At 70.8% G+C, this 2,481-nt stretch carries 2 protein-coding genes; one reads left to right on the top strand and one right to left on the bottom strand.

All coding sequences use genetic code 11. The features are described from left to right. Positions 1-1,008: non-reducing end alpha-L-arabinofuranosidase family hydrolase (locus tag AB0H57_RS32695; protein WP_357512596.1), on the bottom strand; the 1,008-nt coding region annotated here is incomplete at its 3' end. Between the two features lie 250 nt (positions 1,009-1,258). Here AB0H57_RS32695 and AB0H57_RS32690 point away from each other — a divergent pair. Then, a complete protein-coding gene (locus tag AB0H57_RS32690; protein WP_357512594.1) occupies positions 1,259-2,359 on the top strand; it encodes a ThiF family adenylyltransferase in 1,101 nt (366 codons plus the stop codon). The last annotated feature ends 122 nt before the right edge of the window (positions 2,360-2,481 follow it).

Genomic DNA, 2,481 nt, shown 5'->3' with positions numbered 1-2,481 from the left:
GTTCGAGCCGAAGCTGCCCGGGAAGTTCCCGATCGGCATGCTGGCCCGGTAGATCTTGCCGTTGTCACCGGCGAAGAACAGGTACATGTTCGTGTCGTCGGCGATGAGCGTCTGGTCGATGGGTCCGGTGCCGGAGCCGGAGATGCTGCCGGTGAAGAGCGGCTGTGCCGACGACCAGCCGTTGGCGTTGGTGGGGTCGGTCGACGTCCGGTAGGAGAACGCGGTCGCGCCCCACTGGTAGGCCAGCACCCAGATGTTCTTCGGGGCGAAGTAGAACAGTGTCGGCGCGACCGTGCCGGACGACATCCCGTTCTGGCTGGCCGAGGCCATGTCGGACCAGTTCGTGAAGAGGCCGAAGTTCATCGAGCCCCATGACGAACCGTAGTCGTGCGTGGTCGCGTAGACCAGGTGCCGGCCGTTGTAGGGCACAACGGTGAAGTCCTTGAGCGACACCCACCCCGACTTGGGGGTCGCCAGCTGCCCGGTCGACGTCCAGCGGTACGTGGACGGAAGATTGCACGTGCCGGGCGGCGGGGTCGTCGGCGTCGGTGTGGGCGTGGGCGAGGCGGTCGGTGAGGTGGTCGGCGTGGTGCCGCCGGTGCAGGTGACCCCGTTGAGGGCGAAGCTGGTGGGGGCGGGGTTGCTGCTGGTCCAGGAGCCGTTGAAGCCGAACGAGGTGGTGCCGTTGGTGGGGATGGATCCGTTGTAGCTGACGTTCCTGGCGGTGATGGTGGCGCCGCTCTGGGTCAGTGTGGTGTTCCATGCCTGGGTGACGGTCTGGCCGGCGCTGTAGGACCAGGTCAGTGTCCAGCTCGTGAGCGGGTCGCCGAGGTTGGTGATGGTGACGTTGGCGCCGAAGCCGCCCTGCCACTGCGACGACACCGCGTAATTCACCGAACAGCCCGCTGCTGCGGCGCCGGCGGGCAGCGCCGCGACGACCCCCGTCGACGCCAGCAGCGCGACGCCGGCCGACACCAGGCCGACATTGGCGGCCCTGGATCTAGTCATAACGCTTCCTCCTGAGGTGGTGGCGGCTTACGCATTCGCGGGGATGATTGCTTGTGAACGTTAACAGCCGCGTCGAATATGTTACGGGAGCGCTCCCAAGCGCTCAATGGGGGAAATTTTCGGAGGTCGGCGGCGACGAACCCGCCGGGCAGCGAGCACCGGACCGTACCGGTGCATTGACAACGATGTGCGGTCGGGGAAGGCTGGTGGCAGCGACACGCACGGCGGCAGTCTCACGGGGGAGATGGCCATGAGGCGTCCACGCGTCAAGCCCGAGCACCACCCGTACCGCGTCGACGGCGGCGTACGCATCGGCGGGCCCACGTACGGCATCGCCGCCGAGGTGGCGGACCCGAGCGGCGCCGTGTGGACGCTGTTGCAGGCCATGGACGGCACCCGTGGCGTCGACCGGATCGTCCGGCGGGTGCGCGACGCGCACCCGGCGGAGACACCCGAGGCGATCCGCGCCGCGCTGGCGCGCTTCGTCGAGTCCGGGTACGTCGAGGACGCCGGCGCGCCGGACCCGCCGGAGCTGACCGAGCGGGACAAGGAACGCTTCGACCGCAGCCGGGCCTACTTCCGGTGGATGGACCTCACCCCGCGGGCCAGCACCTGGGAGCCGCAGGTCGCGCTGCGCCGGGCCCGGGTCACCCTCGTCGGGCTGGGCGGCACCGGCGGCGTCGCCGCGCTGGCCCTGGCCGCCAGCGGGGTCGGCCGGCTGGTCTGCGTCGACGCCGACGTGGTGGAACTGTCCAACCTGAACCGCCAGGTGCTCTACACCGAGCAGGACATCGGCCTGGCCAAGGCCGACGCGGCGGTGGCGCGGCTGCGCCGGCTGAACTCGGCCGTCGAGGTCACCGGGGTTAACCAGCGGGTCGGCTGCGCCGACGACATCGCCGCCCTGGCGAAGGAGTGCGACGTGCTGGTCCTCTCGGCCGACCGGCCGCAGCCGGACGTCCGGATCTGGACCAACCGCGCCTGCCTGGCCACCGGGACGGCCTGGGTGGACGCCGGCTACCACGGCCCGCTGGTCCAGGTCGGCTCGTACGTGCCGGGGGTGGGACCCTGCTGGGAGTGCGTCCGCGCGGCGGACGGCGAGCGCCACCACGCGGTGGGCATCCGGTACGCCGACACCGCGCTGCGCAACGCGGCGGTGGCGAACGCGGTGGCCGCGCCGTCGGCGGGCATCTCCGGCTACCTCGCGGCGCACCACGCGCTCGCCCTCATCACCGGCGTGCCGGCGCGGCCACCCGGCCGGGTGGACGCGGTGAACCTGATGGCGCTGGACGCCACGTTCACCCTCGACGACGCGCGCCGACCCGACTGCCCGGCCTGCGGGGCACTCGGATGAGACACCCTTTGTCAACCACCGGTTCATGCAGCGAGCTTGGTCGGCTGATTGACCCGGCCGAGGGCGCGGTTGCGGTTGGCGACGTGGACGCTCTCGTCGTACGGCACGCCCTTGGTCAGGCA

The sequence above is a fragment of the Micromonospora sp. NPDC050686 genome (assembly GCF_040654475.1).
Lineage (GTDB): Bacteria > Actinomycetota > Actinomycetes > Mycobacteriales > Micromonosporaceae > Micromonospora.
Note: the sequence above shows the minus strand (reverse complement) of the source record. Positions and strands in the feature narration are given on the sequence as shown.